Here is a 16606-nt window from a genome sequence, read left to right on the forward strand (position 1 = left end):
ATTTTCCTGCTTTCCGTTGCAATCTTTACTTTTTTAAAGAAAAAAAGTAAAGGATTTCCACTACAATCAGGGCTAGAGAGTAAGCAAAAGGAATAAAATTAAAATATAGAAATCATAAATTCTTAAATGACCTTATATAGCTTATATGGTTCAGAAAAAGAAAAATAAAATAATAATCGTTCAAAGTTACTGCAAAGTAAAGTATTACGGCGACTGAACACTGAACACTAATTCAAAAAATTATGTCAGAACACGAAGTAAAAAACCTAGAAGCAATTTTCGACGCAAGAATTGCAAGAGACGAAAAAATCGAACCAAAAGACTGGATGCCCGAAAAGTACCGTCAAACACACATTCGTCAAATTTCCCAACACGCGCATTCCGAAATTGTTGGCATGTTACCCGAAGGAAATTGGATAACTCGTGCGCCTTCTCTAAAAAGAAAAGTAGCACTTTTAGCCAAAATTCAAGACGAAGCTGGACATGGTTTATACCTGTATTCTGCTTGTGAGACTTTAGGCGTATCTCGCGAAGAATTATACGATCAACTCCATTCTGGAAAAGCAAAATATTCAAGTATTTTCAATTATCCAACATTAACTTGGGCAGATATGGGAGCAATTGGTTGGCTAGTTGACGGCGCAGCAATCATCAATCAAGTGCCATTAACAACTACGTCATTCGGACCTTATGCTCGTGCCATGGTACGTGTGTGCAAAGAAGAAAGTTTCCACCAACGTCAAGGTTTTCAAATCATGATGACACTTGCAGAAGGAACGCCAGAGCAAAAAGAAATGGCACAAGATGCCTTAAACAGATGGTGGTTTCCAGCATTAATGATGCTTGGACCAACAGACGATGCTTCTGTTCACACAGAACAATCCATGAAATGGAAATTGAAACGCAAAACTAACGATGAATTACGTCAACAATTTGTAGACCAAACCGTTCCACAAGCACACATGATCGGACTTACAATTCCAGATCCAACGTTAAAATTTAACGAAGAAACCAAACATTACGAATTTGGAGAATTAGATTGGGACGAATTCTGGCAAGTTGTAAAAGGCCACGGACCATGTAATAAAGAAAGAATCTCAGCACGTAAAAATGCATGGGATAACGGAAAATGGGTTCGTGATGCAGCAATGGCTTACGCCGAAAAACAAGCAAACAAAGAAGTAAAACAAGCTATATAATTCAGTATTCAGTTGACAGAAATTAGTTGACAGTTAAATCTGAGCACTAATAACTGAACACTGAACACTAATAATTGAACACTATGAAAAACTGGCCACTTTGGGAAGTATTTATAAGAAGTAAAAACGGATTAGAACACCGCCATTGCGGGAGTTTACATGCAAGCGATGCAACAATGGCATTAGAAAACGCTCGAGATGTTTACACACGCAGAATGGAAGGCGTAAGTATTTGGGTAGTTCCATCAGCACAAATCACAGCTTCAAATCCACATGATAGTGCAGAGCTTTTCGATCCAGCAAAGGACAAAGCCTACCGTCATCCAACATTCTATGAATTACCAGACGAATTAAAACACATGTAGAATTTGAAATAAGTTTTACTTAAATGACCTTAATTGTCTTATATGGTTTAAACTTAATTTTTCTTAATTTCTTAATGGTTTAAAAAACAAAAAATGAACAACAATTTAATTCAATACATCTACGGAATTGCAGATAATTCTCTAATTCTAGGTCAACGTCTCGGTGAACTTTGCGGTCACGGTCCAAGTCTAGAAACCGATATTGCTATGACCAATATTTCTCTAGATTTATTCGGTCAAGTACGTAGTTACTTTCAATATGCAGCCAAATTAATCGGAGGCGATGCTACAGAAGATACAATCGCTTTCTTAAGAAAAGAAAGAGAATATAAAAACGTTTTATTGGTAGAACAACCCAATCAAGATTTTGCTTATTCTATTACAAGACAATTCCTGTTTGATGTCTATCATTTGTTAGTATTAGAAGAATTACAAAATAGCAAAGACGAAACGTTATCAGCTATTGCTAAAAAAAGCATAAAAGAAGTTTCGTATCACACTAGATTTTCTTCTGATTGGATTAGAAGATTAGGCGACGGAACCGAAGAAAGTCATAACAAAATCCAAACCGCAATCAACGATTTATGGATTTTCACCGACGAATTATTTCACCAAACCGATGCCGATAAAGCAATGGTTGCCGAAGGAATTGGTGTAGATGTAACACTTTTGAAAGGAACTTACTTTAAAAAAGTAAACGAAATTTTAGAAGAAGCAACATTAGAAATTCCAACAATTGAGTATTTCCAAAAAGGAGGAAAACAAGGAATTCACAGCGAACACATGGGATATCTTTTGGCACAAATGCAATACATGCAATTAGCGTATCCAAATATGAATTGGTAAATGATTAACGATTGTCGATTTCTGAATTTTAATTTCTGAATTTTTCACTTCATAAATCAAAAATCGTTAATCTTCAATCAAATAAATCTACATGACAGAACAATTAACACATATCGACCAAAATCTCTTCGAAATCCTCGAAACAGTATCCGATCCAGAAATTCCAGTATTATCAATAATGGAAATGGGCGTAGTTCGTTCTGCCAAAATAGTAAACGGAATTGTAGAAGTTCAAATCACACCAACCTACAGCGGTTGCCCAGCAATGGATGTAATTGGTGATGATATCAAATTAGCATTCAAACAAAAAGGCTACGAAGCCAAAGTAGAACTAATCCTTTCGCCAGCATGGACAACCGATTGGATTACGCCAAAAGGCAGAGCAGCATTAGAAAAATACGGAATTGCTTCACCATTATCAGAATCAGCAGATAAAGAAGCACTTCTTGGAAATAAAAAAGTAGTAAAATGTCCGCAATGCGGTTCATTCAACACAAAATTAGTAAGTCAATTTGGTTCCACAGCATGCAAAGCATTTTTCCAATGCGAAGATTGCTTAGAACCATTCGACTACTTTAAATGTTTAAAATAATAGGATTAACGATTGTTGAATGTTGATTTTTGATTTATGAAATTTTAAAAATTCTGAAATCAAAAATCGTTATTCTTCAATCTTCAATAAATATAGGTATGAGCAATAATTCAATAGAACTAAAAATTGAAAATAATGTCGCGTGGATTTCACTAAACAGACCCGAAGTTTTCAATAGTTTCAATCGTGAGATGGCTTTTCTGTTACAAGAAACTCTTGACAATTGTGCAAACGATACAAATGTCCGAGCAATAGTAATCACCGGAAACGGAAAAGCATTTTGCGCTGGACAAGACCTAAATGAAGTAACAGATCCAGACCTAAATCCGGGTTTCAGAAAAATATTGGAAGAACATTACAATCCAATTATTCAAAAAATAAGAAACATCGAAAAACCTATAATTGCCGCTGTCAATGGTGTTGCCGCTGGAGCTGGAGCTAACATCGCTTTAGCCTGTGATATTGTGGTAGCATCAGAACAAGCAAGTTTTATTCAAGCTTTCAGCAAAATCGGATTAATTCCAGACAGCGCAGGAACATTCTTTTTGCCAAGATTAATTGGTTTCCAAAAAGCAACAGCTTTAATGATGTTAGGCGATAAAGTTTCAGCAGTAGAAGCCTTAAATATGGGAATGATTTATAAAATTTTTCCGGTTGGGATTTTCAATGAAGAAGTAAAAGAATTAGCCGAAAATTTAGCTCAAATGCCAACAAAAGCTCTGGGTTTAACCAAAAGATTATTAAATCAATCCATGACAAATAATCTAGAACAACAACTAGCTTTAGAAAGTGATTTACAAATTGAAGCGAGTTCGTCCAATGATTACAAAGAAGGAGTAACTGCTTTCGTAGAAAAAAGAAAACCCGAATTTAAAGGAAATTAAAGTTCCGTTGGAACGAAATATAGTTATGAAAGTAGCAATCATAGGTTCAGGAACAATGGGAAGTGGTATCGCGCAAGTTGCCGCAACTGCAGGTTGTGAAGTAAAAATTTACGACACCAATCTCGATGCGATTGCTAAAAGCAAATCCAATCTCGAAAATACGCTATCTAAATTAGTCGAAAAAGCAAAAATCGATGAGCATGAAAAATCCCGAATCGAAAATAACATTTCCTACGCACACACGCTAGGAGAATTATCGCATTCCGATTTAGTGGTCGAAGCCATCATTGAGAATATGGAAATCAAGCGAAAATTATTTTCTGAACTAGAAAATTACGTCTCGCCCGAAACCATTTTAGCATCCAATACGTCTTCATTATCAATAGCTTCCATTGCTGCATCTTGCCAAAAACCAGAACGCGTCATTGGAATTCACTTTTTTAATCCAGCGCCATTAATGCAATTGGTTGAGGTAATTCCAGCGGTTCAAACCAGCGAAGAAGTGCTCCAAAAATCAGTAGAAATTATCTCCGATTGGAAAAAAGTAGTAGCCGTTGCCAAAGACACACCAGGTTTCATTGTAAACCGAGTTGCAAGACCATTTTACAGTGAAAGTTTACGAATTTACGATGAAGGAGTAGCTGATTTTGCAACCATAGATTGGGCTTTAAAAACTATTGGCGGTTTCAAAATGGGACCATTCGAACTAATGGATATGATTGGTCACGATGTAAATTATATCGTAACTGAAACCGTATTCACAGCATTCTATTTCGATCCAAAATTCAAACCATCATTCACACAAAAACGCCTTTTGGAAGCAGGATTTCTAGGAAGAAAATCAAGACGAGGATTTTATGATTACAACAAAGAATTGCCAGTTCCAAATGAAGATTTAGTTTTAGCAAAATCAATTTTCGAAAGAGTAATTGTAATGTTAATCAATGAAGCAGCAGATACGTTATTCTTAAACATAGCATTAGCCAAAGATATTGACAACGCCATGACCAAAGGAGTAAATTACCCAAAAGGATTACTGGCTTGGGCAGACGAACTCGGCATTCAATGGTGCGTTGAAAAGCTAGACGAATTATACAACGAATATCACGAAGACCGATATCGTTGCAGCCCAATTTTAAGAAGAATGGCTAAAGAGAATAAAAATTTTTTCTAAATGGAAGGAACAAAAATACCATATAAAATGTTAAGTCAAGATGCTTACAGCCAATGGCTCGGCATCGAAATTCTCGAATGCGAAATCGGGCGTTGCAAAGTGGCCATGATGGTTCGTAAGGAAATGCTCAACAGTATGTACAAAGCCCACGGCGGAATCACTTATTCCTTAGCCGACACCGCTTTTGGATTTGCAGCCAACACACACGGAAAATTTGCGGTTTCCATCGAAACCTCAATAAATCACATCGAAGCTGTAAACGAAGGCGATTATCTAACCGCCGAATCAGTAATAGAAAAAGTAAATAACAAATTAGGGTTCAATATAATAGAAGTAAAACGAGGCGATGAATTAGTAGCATTATTCAAAGGAGTAGTCTATCGCACACAAAAAGATTGGGAAGAATAAGATTAACGATTGAAGAATATACATTTTTGATTTTTGAAGTTTCATAAAGTTCTAAAATCAAAAATCGTTAATCAACAATCAAATAAATCATTTAGAGCGAATGGCTCGGGCATTTTCAGTAATGGCAATTCCTGCTTTCCGTTCCAAGTCCCGAAAAAAAATCGGGTGCTTTCCTCTCCAATCAGGGCTAAATAGTAAATGTATTGAATAGAAAATAGAATAAAAAAAGGGATTAACGATTGAAGATTAACGATTTTTGATTTTAGAACTAATCAACAATCAACAATCAACAATCAACAATCAACAATCAAACATGGAAGCATACATCATAGACGGAGTAAGAACTCCAATCGGAAATTACCAAGGAACACTAGCATCGGTTCGTCCAGATGATTTAGGTGCATTGGTAATAAAAACCGTAGTAGAAAATAACCCAAACATCCCAAAAGAAGCGTATGATGACGTAATCATGGGTTGTGCCAATCAAGCCGGTGAAGACAATCGTAATGTGGCTAGGATGTCACTTTTATTAGCAGGATTACCATTCACAGTTCCAGGTGAAACTGTAAACCGACTTTGCAGTTCGGGATTGTCAGCCATAATCCACGCAAATCGTGCCATAAAAGCAGGCGACGGACAAATCTTTATAGCAGGCGGAATCGAAAACATGACTCGCGGTCCATTAGTAGTTTCTAAACCATCATCAGCTTATGGAACCGATTCTAAAATGTACGACACTAGTTTTGGATGGCGTTTTATAAACCCAAAACTGCACGAAATGTATGGTACTGACGCAATGGGTGAAACTGCCGAAAATTTGGTAGAAAAATACAATATCACTCGCGAAGACCAAGATTCATTCGCTTTAAATAGCCAACAAAAAGCAACAGCAGCCCAAACTTCAGGAAGATTAGCCAAAGAAATAGTAACCGTAGAAATTCCCCAACGAAAAGGCGATGCGATTCAGTTTTCAAAAGACGAATTCATTAAGTCAACTACTTCTATGGAAGGTTTATCAAAATTACGTCCAGCCTTCAAAAAAGACGGAAGTGTAACAGCAGGAAATGCGTCAGGATTAAATGACGGAGCTTGTGCAACAATCATAGCATCAGAAGAAGCAGTAAAAAAATACAATCTAAAACCTTTAGCTCGAATAGTAAGTTCATCCGTAGTAGGAGTAGAACCAAGAATCATGGGAATTGGTCCAGTAGAAGCCACCAAAAAAGCACTAGAAAAAGCAGGTTTAACATTGGATCAAATCGACATAATAGAATTAAACGAAGCCTTCGCAGCTCAAAGTATAGCATGCATTCGCGAATTAGGATTAAAAGACAACGATACAAGAATAAATCCAAACGGTGGCGCAATAGCAATCGGTCATCCACTAGGAGTAACCGGAGCAAGAATTGCCTATTCAGCAGCCTTAGAATTACAACTAACAGGAAAACGATACGCATTAATTACAATGTGCATCGGAGTTGGACAAGGCTACGCCGCAATTATCGAACGCGTAGCTGAATAGCCGTTGGCTTTAGCCAATGGAAAAAATGGAAAAAATGGAAAAAAATGAAAAAAAGATTTTTATTTTAATATAAAAGCTCCGTAGGAGCGACATATTGGTTATATGAACAAAACACAACATTACGTACAAGGAAAATGGACTTCAGCAATAGGAGAAGGGAAACCTTCTTTTGATGCAGTAACAGGAGAATTCATAGCAGAAACTTCTGTTGAAGGATTGGATATCCCAGCCATTTTACATTATGGAAGAACCAAAGGCGGTGAAAAACTTCGCAAAATGACCTTCCAAGAACGTGGCAATATGATTAAAAGTTTGGCGATGTATTTAACCAAACGCAAAGAAGCATTTTACGAAATTAGTTATAGAACCGGTGCAACTCGCGTCGATTCGTGGATTGACATCGAAGGTGGTTTCGGAAATTTATATGCTAATGCGTCCTTGCGAAAATTATTCCCAAATCAATCCTATCACGTAGAAGGCGACCCAATCAATTTGTCAAAAGGTGGCCGATTTATGGCGCATCATATTCTAGTTCCGAAAAAAGGAGTTGCCATTCATATCAATGCTTTTAACTTCCCAATTTGGGGAATGTTAGAAAAATGTGCGTGCAATTGGATGGCCGGAATGCCAGCGGTTGTTTTACCAGCGCCAGTTACAGCTTATCTGACTGAAGCTGTTGTGCGTGAAATAATCGCATCAAATATTTTACCAGAAGGCGCATTACAATTAATTTCTGGAACTGCTAAAGATATTTTCGATACTATTGAAAGCCAAGATGTAATAACATTTACAGGTTCGGCAACAACTGGAAGAGTATTAAAATCGCATCCAAGAATACTACAAGAATCAGTTCCGTTTACAATGGAAGCCGACTCATTAAACGCATCCATTTTAGGCGAAGACGCCGTTCCAGGAACGCCAGAATTCGATTTATTCATAAACCAAGCTCGAAGTGAAATCACCGTAAAAGCAGGTCAAAAATGTACAGCAATCCGTCGTATGATTGTTCCAGAAAAACTGATGGATGACGTTCAATTTGCTCTTTCAAAATCATTAGATAAAGTTGCTATTGGCGACCCAAGATTAAAAGAAGTCCGAATGGGAGCATTGGTAAGTAAAGACCAAGTCGATGTTTTAAAAGGACGTGTTCAAGAATTATCAAAATCGGCCAAAATAGTTTACGGTGATTTAGAAAAAACCAACATAATCGGTGCCGATGAAAAAGGGGCTTTTGTGAGTCCAATTTTACTTCGCGAAGACAATCCGTTTACAAATATAGCCGTTCACGAAACCGAAGCTTTCGGCCCAGTTTCAACAATAATGCCTTATAAGAATCTTGATGAAGCGATTGAATTAGCCCAAATGGGTAAAGGTTCATTAGTATCTTCTATCGTTACAAATTCAGACGAAATTGCCAAAGAATATGTTGTAAATGCGGCCTCACATCACGGTAGAATTTTAGTTCTAAATCGTGAAAATGCGAAGCAAAGTACTGGTCACGGTTCGCCATTGCCATTATTGGTTCACGGTGGTCCAGGTCGTGCCGGTGGCGGAGAAGAAATGGGTGGCGTTCGCGGAATTAAACATTATATGCAACGTTGCGCGATTCAAGGTTCGCCAACAACTTTAACTGAAATTACAGGCATTTATCAGGCGAATTCGGCCTACAAAGAAATCACGCAACATCCGTTCCAATACCATTGGGAAGACATCCAACCCGGAATGTCATTGCGAACTCATAACAGAACAGTTACCGATACAGATATCATCAATTTTGCCAATATCACTTGGGATCATTTCTACGCACATACCGATATTACTTCGCTTGACGGAAGTATTTTCAAAAAACGAACGGCTCACGGCTACTTCATTTTAGCAGCTGCAGCAGGTTTGTTCGTGTACCCAAATAAAGGTCCGGTTGCCGCAAATTACGGATTAGAAGAATGTCGTTTCTTACGACCAATTTACCACAATGATACGGTTTATGTACGTTTAACGTGTAAACAAAAAGTTGATAGAGATGTGGCTTCTGCCGAACATCCAAGCGGAATTGTAAAATGGTTTGTTGAAGTTTTTGATACCGAAAATGAATTAGTAGCAGTAGCAACAATTCTAACAATGGTTCAGAAAAAACAAGAGGTTTTCGTAGAAATGACTGATGAAAAAATAGTTGAATGTCTAAATAAACTAACCGAAAATTCAAAACCAAGTTGGGGAATTTTAACGCCACAACATTTGTTAGAACATTTGGAACAAGGCTACCGAATCATGTCAGGTGAAATTCAAGATTTCGAAATTGCAACACCCGAAAAGATTTTAGATAAAGTCCATAATTCGTTATACAATTATGATAAATTTCCAATTGGAACCAAGTTTCCAACGATGAAAAAAGACGAATTAGAAGATTTAATCCATCCCGATTTCGAGACAGCCAAAGCCAAATTTTTTGAAGCAAGAGAACAATATAAAACCTTTTTCAAAGAAAATCCAGAAGCGGTTTTAAAGAATATGGTTTTCGGAGAAATGAATAAATACGCGTCTTATTTATTAGAAAGAAAGCATTTGAACCATCACTTTGAACAGTTTAATATTTTGTAGAATAATAATTTGGAGCTAATCCTGCTATCCGTTGCAATCTTTTCTTTTTTAAAGAAAAAAAAGAAAAGGATTTCCACTACTATCAGGGCTAGGAATATAGAATAAAAAGAAAATCAGCGGTAATCAGTTAAATCTGTGTCATCCGCGTTCAAAAAAATAATTATGTCAGAAGCATACGTTATAAAAGAAATAAACAACAACATCGCCACTATCGAGTTCTTTCATCCTGAACAAAACTCCTTGCCAAGTGATATATTAGCACTATTAGCCAACACAATAACAGAAGTTGGAAATAATTCAGAAGTAAAAGTAATCATCCTAAAAAGTGGTGGCGACCGAACATTCTGTGCTGGAGCAAGTTTTCAAGAACTAATTTCCATCAACGATGCCGCAACCGGAAAAGTATTTTTCTCAGGATTTGCCAATGTAATCAATGCCATGAGAAAATGTCCAAAATTTATCATCGGACGCATTCAAGGAAAAACCGTTGGTGGCGGAGTTGGAATTGCAGCATCAACCGATTATTGTATGGCAACTAAATTTGCAGCCATTAAATTATCAGAATTAAACGTTGGAATTGGTCCTTTTGTGGTTTCACCAGCAATCGAAAGAAAAATGGGAGTTTCAGCAATGTCACAAATAGCAATCGATGCCAACACATTTTATGATGCAAATTGGGCAAAAGAAAAAGGATTGTTTTCTCAAGTATTTGAAAATATAGAAGAAATGGACGAAGCCGTTCAAAAATTCGCCGAACATTTATGCACCTACAATCCAGACGCCATGACCGAAATGAAAAAGGTTTTTTGGAGAGGAACAGAAGATTGGGACAGTTTACTAGCGGAAAGAGCCGCAATAAGTGGACGATTAGTATTGTCTGATTTTACGAAAGAGACGTTGAAGAAATTTAAGTAATTGTATACTGTAAAATGTATATTGTATACTGAAAAGAGCAATATACATTATACAACAATACATTATACAACAATACATTATACAACAATACATTATACAATAAAACATGATATACGAATTCAAAGGGTTCATCCCAGTAATACACGAAAGTAGTTTCATCCATCCGCAAGCTGCGGTAACGGGTAACGTGATTATTGGAAAAAATGTTTACGTTGGTCCAGGCGCGGCTATTCGTGGCGATTGGGGAGAAATTATAATTGAGGACGGCTGTAACGTTCAAGAAAATTGTACGATTCATATGTTTCCTGGAAAGACAATGGTATTGAAAACTGGTGCGCACATCGGTCACGGAGCCATTATTCACGGAGCAAATATTGGTGCGAATTGCTTAGTTGGAATGAACGCCGTAATTATGGATGACGTAAATGTTGGTGATGAATGTATTATCGGCGCATTAAGTTTCATAAAAGCCGGAATGCAAATCCCAAACCGAAAAATGGTAGTAGGAAATCCAGCTACAATTATAAAAGACGTTTCCGATGAAATGATTGATTGGAAAACCAAAGGAACCGCATTATATCAGCAATTACCAAAGGAATGTTATGAAACCTTAAAAGCCGTTGAACCGTTAAGAGAAATTCCAGCCAATCGACCAACACAAGAAGCTTTTTATAAAACATTAGAAGAATTTAAAAAAAAGTGATCAGTATTCAGTGGTCAGTTTGCAGAAATGCGAGACTGAACACTGAACACTGAACACTGAATACTATATAAATGATAACAGAATTCAAAATGCCCAAAATGGGTGAAAGTATTTCAGAAGCAACAATAATCAGTTGGTTGAAAAACGTAGGTGATTTTGTGGAAGCCGAAGAAACTATTTTAGAAGTAGCTACCGATAAAGTCGATAGTGAAGTGCCTGCGCCAGTATCTGGAGTAATAACTGAAATTCGTTTTCAAAAAGATGATGTGGTTGAAGTTGGAACTGTTTTGGCTTTGATAGATTCTGATGGAAAAACAGAAACAAGAAACAAGAAGCAAGATGTATCTGAAAAGAATAGTATCAAAGCGAGTTCAGTCGAGGTACAACAGCCAAAAATTGACATCCAAAAACTGACAACTAATCCAAATGCTTTCATTTCGCCATTAATAATTTCTATCGCTCAAAAAGAAAATCTTTCGATAGAAGAATTACAAGCCATTCCAGGTTCGGGAGCAGAAGGAAGATTGCAAAAAAGCGACGTTTTTAATTATCTGAAGAATCGTAAATATCCACTTCAATCTAAACCGATAATTGACAACCGACAACTGTCAACCTCTTCTTATCCTAAACCAAAAATCAATTTCGTTGAAGGAAAAGACCGCATTGTAGAAATGGACAGAATGCGCAAGATGATTGCCGATCACATGGTGTATTCTAAGCAAACTTCGCCTCACGTAACTTCTTACATTGAAGTCGATGTTACGAATTTGGTAAATTGGAGAAACGGAAACAAAGACAAATTTCAAGAAAAACACAACGAAAAACTAACGTTTACTCCAGTTTTTGTTCAAGCTGTAGCCAAAGCTGTAGCTGATTTTCCAATGATTAATGTTTCGGTAGATGAGAAAAACATCATTGTCCACAACGACATCAATATCGGAATGGCAACCGCATTACCATCAGGAAATTTAATAGTTCCTGTAGTGAAAAATGCCAATGAAAAAGATTTAGTTGCTTTAGCAAAAGATGTAAATAATTTGGCGGAAGCTTCACGAAATAACAAATTAAAACCTGAACAAATTCAAGGAAGTACGTTCACTATTTCCAACGTAGGAACTTTTGGAAGTTTGATGGGAACACCAATTATAAACCAACCTGAAGTTGCCATTTTAGCATTAGGAATTATTAAAAAACGTCCCGAAGTTATCACAACTGAAAAAGGAGACGAAATCGCCATCAGAAGCATGATGTATCTTTCTTTATCGTTCGACCATAGAGTAGTGGACGGATTTTTAGGAGGTTCATTCTTACGAAAAGTAGGCGATTATTTAGAACAATTTGACACAAACACAACGATATAAATTATGACAGAGAGTATGACATCAGAAATAAAAATAACCAAAGTCACACAATCAAGAGTTTCAGAAGTGAATCTTGAAAACATTACTATGGGAACCAATTTCACCGATCACATGTTTATTTGCGATTATGAAAATGGTGAATGGCAAAATCCAAGAATTGAACCTTTGGCGTTAATTCCAACGCATCCTGCGGCAATGGCTTTACATTACGGACAAGCTATTTTTGAAGGAATGAAAGCGACTTTAGGAAAAGACGGAACACCATTGTTATTTCGCCCAGAAGAAAACGCAAAAAGAATGAACTTTAGCGCGGATAGAATGGGAATGCCTTCATTTCCAGAAGATTTATTTGTAGAAGCATTAAAACAATTCACTGCTTTAGAGAAAAATTGGATTCCAACTTCAACAGGAAGCGCTTTGTATTTGCGTCCGTTTATGTATGCTGATGAAGCTTTTATCGGAATGCGTGCAGCGACGAGTTTTAAATTCATCGTAATGGCATCGCCAGCTGGACCATTTTTTAGTAGAAAAATTAAATTATACGCGGAGAAAAAATACGTTCGTGCCGTAAATGGAGGAACAGGAGAAGCCAAAGCAGCCGGAAATTACGCTGCAGCAATTCGTCCAACGGAATATGCGAAAGCGAAAGGTTTTGACCAGGTTTTATGGTTAGATGCACAAGATTTTGAATACATTCAAGAAGTGGGAACAATGAATATCTTCTTCAAAATTGATGGGAAATTCATCACACCAAGTTTAACGGGTTCGATTTTATCAGGAATTACCCGAATGAGCATAATCGATTTGTTAAGAAGTAAAGGATTTGAAGTAACCGAAAGACCAATCACTATTTCAGAGATCATCGAGGCATCTAAAAACGGAACTTTAGAGGAAGCATTCGGAACAGGAACAGCAGTAGGAATTGCGATGGTAGAAGAAATTGGAAACAATGATTTGTCAATTAAATTCCCAGTAGAAAATCCAGTTTCTGTGATGGTAAATGATACGTTGAATGCTATTAAAGTTCAAGATATTAAAGATGAATTTGGTTGGATTGTAGAAGCAAAATAAATTTTAAACCACTAAGACACTAAGAAAGTACAATGAACACAAAGTAACTAAATAGTGAGCTTCGCGATTTCTTTGTGAGCTTTGTGGTTAAATTTTAAAACAGATGTTAGATAAAAAAATACTAGAAAAAGCGTTTTCAACAATGGCAACTGCCAAAGCCATGGCAACCTTGTATGAAGATAATTTCAAAATAGTTTCTAAATACGTACACGCAACTTCACGCGGACACGAAGCCATTCAAATTGCGATGGCGATGCAATTGTTGCCACAAGATTATGCGTTTCCGTATTATCGTGATGATGCCATGATGCTCGGAATTGGAATGCAGCCTTACGATTTGATGTTGCAATTGATGGCAAAAAAAGACGATCCGTTTTCGGGCGGACGAACTTATTATTGTCATCCGAGTTTGAACGATGCTGATAAACCTAAAATTCCGCACCAATCATCAGCTACAGGAATGCAAGCTATTCCAGCAACTGGAGCTGCGATGGGATTTTGGTACAAAGAAAACATAGGGATTCAAGAAACTAATCAAGAAAAACCATTCGTTGTTTGTTCACTTGGTGACGCATCTGTTACCGAAGGAGAAATCGCCGAAGCATTGCAAATGGCAGCTTTAAAACAACTTCCAATTTTGTATTTAGTACAAGATAATGGTTGGGATATTTCGGCAAATGCGGCGGAAACTCGTGCGCAAAATGCATTTGAATACGCCAAAGGATTCCACGGAATTGAAGCCATTTCTATTGATGGAGCGAATTTTACCGAGAGCTATTTAGCCGTTCAAAAAGTGGTAAAAACCATTCGTGAAGAACGTCGTCCATTTTTGGTTCATGCCAAAGTTCCGTTGTTAAATCATCATACTTCAGGTGTTCGAATGGAATGGTATCGTGACGATTTGGAAGAAGCACAATCGCGTGATCCTTTTCCAGTTTTAGTACAACAATTGTTGGAAGCTGGATTTACCGAAGAAGAAATAGATGCTATTGAAAATACAGCTGTAGCCAAAGTGCAAGCCGATTTTGATAAAGCACAATTAGCCGAAGATCCAACTCCAGAAGATTTATTCACGCACGATTTTGCTCCAACGCCAATCACAGAAGAAGTTGGAGAACGAAATCCAGAGCGTGAAGATAAAGTCGTAATGGTGGATTGTGCGCTTTTCGCCGTAGAAGAATTAATGAAAAAGCACCAAGAATGTTTGCTATACGGACAAGACGTAGGCGGACGATTAGGTGGAGTTTTCAGAGAAGCAGCAACATTAGCACAAAAATTCGGAGACGAACGCGTTTTTAATACGCCAATTCAAGAAGCATTTATCGTTGGTTCTACAGTCGGAATGTCGGCTGTTGGCTTGAAACCGATTGTTGAGGTGCAGTTTGCCGATTACATTTGGCCAGGATTGAATCAGTTGTTTACCGAAGTCAGCCGTTCGTGTTATTTATCCAACGGAAAATGGCCTGTGAGTATGATTTTGCGTGTTCCAATTGGAGCTTACGGAAGTGGCGGACCTTATCATTCCTCGTCTGTAGAAAGTGTTTTGACCAATATTCGCGGTATTAAAATTGCTTATCCAAGTAATGGCGCTGACTTAAAAGGACTTTTGAAATCTGCTTATTACGACCCAAATCCAGTGGTGATTTTGGAGCATAAAGGTTTGTATTGGAGCAAAGTAAAAGGAACTGATGCCGCAAGAGTAAACGAACCAAGCGAAGATTACATTTTACCTTTCGGGAAAGCTAATATTGTTCAAGAAATTTGGGAACAAGAAACCGACGAAACAATTACGGTAATTACTTACGGAATGGGAGTTCATTGGGCATTGAATGCTTCTACTACAATTAAAAATCAAGTAGAAATTATCGATTTACGAACCTTGTGTCCACTTGATGAAGAAACAATCTTTAAATCGGTTAAAAAAGCCAAAAAATGTCTTGTCGTAACCGAAGAACCAACCAACAATTCCTTTGCAAGAAGTTTAGCTGGATTGATTCAAGAAAAATGTTTCAAATATCTTGATGCGCCAGTAATGGTAATTGGTTCAGAGAATATGCCTGCCATTCCGTTAAATAGTACTTTAGAGTTTACTATGATTCCGAATGTCGATAAAGTGAAAGTTAAAATAGAAGAACTTTTGAAGTATTAGTTCTTTTGAAATGCTGCCTCTATTCAATACAAAACCTATCTATCCCGAAGTTTCGGGACTGATTGCAGTGGCACGAAGTAGAGCGGAAAGCAGGAATAGAGAAACCAAAAGGAACCAAGCCATTCGCTCCTAAAATTCATAGCATAAATCATAAAAAAAAAACACTATTTCGGCAGTACGAGATAGTGTTTTTTATATTTTCCGCAACATCAACTGAATACTGTCAACTGAAAACTGTGTACTATTTTTTCGGTGGATATTGTTCTAAAATTTTGGAAACAAATTCTTTTATTTTTTCGTCTTTTTTTTCGGTTCGTTTGGTTAAAGCGCCTTCGCCTTCACCTTGCCAAATTAGTTCTTTTTTCTTGGCATCTATGATATCAATGGTTAAAATACCTTCGGTGTAGCGATTGACGGAAGTTGTATTACCCCATAACCAAGGGTTCCAACCCCAACCCCAACCCCAACCAAAGCCCCAGCCAGCATTGAATTGGTTGACATCTACCTGCTCTCTTTCTTTGGTTGTGAAGTTTATCAGAACTTCTGGATTTTCACTTTTTGTAAAACCTTTTGTAGCCATTACTTCGTCTATGGAACGAAGAATTCTTTTTTTGTCTAAATCGGAAATCTCCGCTTTGTCAATGCCACTTTTATGATAAGCATAGGTTTTATACTGACTAAAATCGGCATTTTTGTCGTAGTCTTGGTATACCCTAACCGAACTGCACGAAGCAAGAACGAAGAGTAGGAGTAACGGTAAAAATTTGAGCGTTTTCATTATCTTTTGAATTTTAGATTATTAAATTTTCAGATTGCTAG

General features: G+C 37.1%; 15 protein-coding genes. 14 read left to right on the forward strand and 1 reads right to left on the reverse strand.

The window, feature by feature from the left end:
• Positions 1-242 precede the first annotated feature (242 nt).
• The 14 genes from paaA to BC748_RS11420 all read left to right on the forward strand — a co-directional run bounded on the left by paaA (position 243) and on the right by BC748_RS11420 (position 15787).
• The gene (gene paaA / locus BC748_RS11355; RefSeq protein WP_133533612.1) at positions 243-1199 is read left to right on the forward strand and encodes a 1,2-phenylacetyl-CoA epoxidase subunit PaaA; all 957 of its coding nucleotides are present in this window, start codon (positions 243-245) and stop codon (positions 1197-1199) included.
• 83 nt (positions 1200-1282) lie between these two features.
• Positions 1283-1564, forward strand: coding sequence for a 1,2-phenylacetyl-CoA epoxidase subunit PaaB (gene paaB, locus BC748_RS11360; RefSeq protein ID WP_211338558.1), 282 nt, complete (start codon positions 1283-1285; stop codon positions 1562-1564).
• A 93-nt stretch (positions 1565-1657) separates the two neighbouring features.
• Positions 1658-2410, forward strand: coding sequence for a 1,2-phenylacetyl-CoA epoxidase subunit PaaC (paaC, locus tag BC748_RS11365; protein WP_133533614.1), 753 nt, complete (start codon positions 1658-1660; stop codon positions 2408-2410).
• 91 nt (positions 2411-2501) lie between these two features.
• The gene (gene paaD / locus BC748_RS11370) at positions 2502-3002 is read left to right on the forward strand and encodes a 1,2-phenylacetyl-CoA epoxidase subunit PaaD (protein WP_133533615.1); all 501 of its coding nucleotides are present in this window, start codon (positions 2502-2504) and stop codon (positions 3000-3002) included.
• Positions 3003-3100: 98 nt separating this feature from the next.
• A complete protein-coding gene (locus tag BC748_RS11375) occupies positions 3101-3886 on the forward strand; it encodes an enoyl-CoA hydratase-related protein (RefSeq protein WP_133533616.1) in 786 nt (261 codons plus the stop codon).
• A gap of 25 nt (positions 3887-3911) precedes the next feature.
• Complete coding sequence (locus BC748_RS11380; RefSeq protein WP_133533617.1) at positions 3912-5060, forward strand: 3-hydroxyacyl-CoA dehydrogenase NAD-binding domain-containing protein; 1149 nt, start codon at positions 3912-3914, stop codon at positions 5058-5060.
• A complete protein-coding gene (locus tag BC748_RS11385) occupies positions 5061-5468 on the forward strand; it encodes a PaaI family thioesterase (RefSeq protein ID WP_133533618.1) in 408 nt (135 codons plus the stop codon).
• Between the two features lie 313 nt (positions 5469-5781).
• On the forward strand, positions 5782-6990 hold the full coding sequence (pcaF, locus tag BC748_RS11390; RefSeq protein ID WP_133533674.1) for a 3-oxoadipyl-CoA thiolase: 1209 nt from the start codon (positions 5782-5784) through the stop codon (positions 6988-6990).
• Between the two features lie 102 nt (positions 6991-7092).
• Positions 7093-9588: a phenylacetic acid degradation bifunctional protein PaaZ gene (gene paaZ, locus BC748_RS11395; protein WP_133533619.1), complete on the forward strand. Its 2496-nt coding sequence runs from the start codon at positions 7093-7095 to the stop codon at positions 9586-9588.
• Between the two features lie 162 nt (positions 9589-9750).
• The gene (locus BC748_RS11400) at positions 9751-10503 is read left to right on the forward strand and encodes an enoyl-CoA hydratase/isomerase family protein (RefSeq protein ID WP_133533620.1); all 753 of its coding nucleotides are present in this window, start codon (positions 9751-9753) and stop codon (positions 10501-10503) included.
• A 106-nt stretch (positions 10504-10609) separates the two neighbouring features.
• Entirely contained in the window at positions 10610-11206 is a 597-nt protein-coding gene (locus BC748_RS11405) for an acyltransferase (protein WP_133533621.1), read from the forward strand.
• Between the two features lie 71 nt (positions 11207-11277).
• On the forward strand, positions 11278-12567 hold the full coding sequence (locus BC748_RS11410; RefSeq protein WP_246014037.1) for a dihydrolipoamide acetyltransferase family protein: 1290 nt from the start codon (positions 11278-11280) through the stop codon (positions 12565-12567).
• Positions 12568-12570: 3 nt separating this feature from the next.
• Positions 12571-13638 carry a branched-chain amino acid aminotransferase gene (locus BC748_RS11415; protein ID WP_246014038.1) on the forward strand — a complete coding sequence of 356 codons (1068 nt, stop codon included), beginning with the start codon at positions 12571-12573 and terminating at the stop codon, positions 13636-13638.
• A 103-nt stretch (positions 13639-13741) separates the two neighbouring features.
• The gene (locus tag BC748_RS11420; RefSeq protein ID WP_133533622.1) at positions 13742-15787 is read left to right on the forward strand and encodes an alpha-ketoacid dehydrogenase subunit alpha/beta; all 2046 of its coding nucleotides are present in this window, start codon (positions 13742-13744) and stop codon (positions 15785-15787) included.
• A 241-nt stretch (positions 15788-16028) separates the two neighbouring features.
• Here the strand turns inward: BC748_RS11420 and BC748_RS11425 are convergent, their stop codons facing one another.
• Positions 16029-16565, reverse strand: coding sequence for a DUF4136 domain-containing protein (locus tag BC748_RS11425; RefSeq protein ID WP_133533623.1), 537 nt, complete (start codon positions 16563-16565; stop codon positions 16029-16031).
• Positions 16566-16606: the final 41 nt, after the last annotated feature.

This window comes from Flavobacterium dankookense (assembly GCF_004362665.1).
Lineage (GTDB): Bacteria > Bacteroidota > Bacteroidia > Flavobacteriales > Flavobacteriaceae > Flavobacterium > Flavobacterium dankookense.

Excerpts from the sequence above, each read along its gene's own strand:
- paaA (WP_133533612.1), top strand. The coding sequence starts at position 243 with ATGTCAGAACACGAAGTAAAAAACCTAGAAGCAATTTTCGACGCAAGA.
- paaB (WP_211338558.1), top strand. The coding sequence starts at position 1,283 with ATGAAAAACTGGCCACTTTGGGAAGTATTTATAAGAAGTAAAAACGGA.
- paaC (WP_133533614.1), top strand. The coding sequence starts at position 1,658 with ATGAACAACAATTTAATTCAATACATCTACGGAATTGCAGATAATTCT.
- paaD (WP_133533615.1), top strand. The coding sequence starts at position 2,502 with ATGACAGAACAATTAACACATATCGACCAAAATCTCTTCGAAATCCTC.
- BC748_RS11375 (WP_133533616.1), top strand. The coding sequence starts at position 3,101 with ATGAGCAATAATTCAATAGAACTAAAAATTGAAAATAATGTCGCGTGG.
- BC748_RS11380 (WP_133533617.1), top strand. The coding sequence starts at position 3,912 with ATGAAAGTAGCAATCATAGGTTCAGGAACAATGGGAAGTGGTATCGCG.
- BC748_RS11385 (WP_133533618.1), top strand. The coding sequence starts at position 5,061 with ATGGAAGGAACAAAAATACCATATAAAATGTTAAGTCAAGATGCTTAC.
- pcaF (WP_133533674.1), top strand. The coding sequence starts at position 5,782 with ATGGAAGCATACATCATAGACGGAGTAAGAACTCCAATCGGAAATTAC.
- paaZ (WP_133533619.1), top strand. The coding sequence starts at position 7,093 with ATGAACAAAACACAACATTACGTACAAGGAAAATGGACTTCAGCAATA.
- BC748_RS11400 (WP_133533620.1), top strand. The coding sequence starts at position 9,751 with ATGTCAGAAGCATACGTTATAAAAGAAATAAACAACAACATCGCCACT.
- BC748_RS11405 (WP_133533621.1), top strand. The coding sequence starts at position 10,610 with ATGATATACGAATTCAAAGGGTTCATCCCAGTAATACACGAAAGTAGT.
- BC748_RS11410 (WP_246014037.1), top strand. The coding sequence starts at position 11,278 with ATGATAACAGAATTCAAAATGCCCAAAATGGGTGAAAGTATTTCAGAA.
- BC748_RS11415 (WP_246014038.1), top strand. The coding sequence starts at position 12,571 with ATGACAGAGAGTATGACATCAGAAATAAAAATAACCAAAGTCACACAA.
- BC748_RS11420 (WP_133533622.1), top strand. The coding sequence starts at position 13,742 with ATGTTAGATAAAAAAATACTAGAAAAAGCGTTTTCAACAATGGCAACT.
- BC748_RS11425 (WP_133533623.1), bottom strand. The coding sequence starts at position 16,565 with ATGAAAACGCTCAAATTTTTACCGTTACTCCTACTCTTCGTTCTTGCT.